Raw genomic sequence first — 415 nt, forward strand, 5'->3', positions numbered from 1 at the left:
CCCAGGATCTGCTCGCTCCGAGGAGGTCTGCGATCTCTGGGCGGGCGGAGAAGATTGAATCGACGATGTCGACGTCAGTGTGTTGGCCGCTATCGGTGCGGATGAGGCTGAGGGTAGCTATGAGGGCCATGCGACGTTCTTCAACGTCTGGCTTCTCCTCAATCTGGAAGGGCGCGGCAGGAGGTCCGGAGGCCAGCATGATTGCCAGCGCCAGGATCGTGCGGTCATCCCACGCACCGCGAATGTATGCATCCGGCCTCCGAAGGAACTCGGAGGCGGTAAGCATCGCTGTTAGGGGGCTGCGTGCGTGAACGAGCGACGCGGCCGTCTCGTTACTGGCAGCCACCACGTTGCGCGCCCGCTCAAGATGAGCCAGTCGCTCGGCCTCGTCTGCGGGGATTCGTTTGGCGAGCTC

At 63.4% G+C, this 415-nt stretch carries 1 protein-coding gene; it reads right to left on the reverse strand.

Features of this window, described 5'->3' with window-relative positions:
* On the reverse strand, positions 1-415 hold a 415-nt coding region (locus BN358_RS26020), incomplete at both ends, for a hypothetical protein (RefSeq protein WP_040582329.1).

Source organism: Sedimentibacter sp. B4 (genome assembly GCF_000309315.1).
In the GTDB taxonomy this organism is placed as follows: Bacteria; Bacillota; Clostridia; order Tissierellales; family Sedimentibacteraceae; genus Sedimentibacter; species Sedimentibacter saalensis.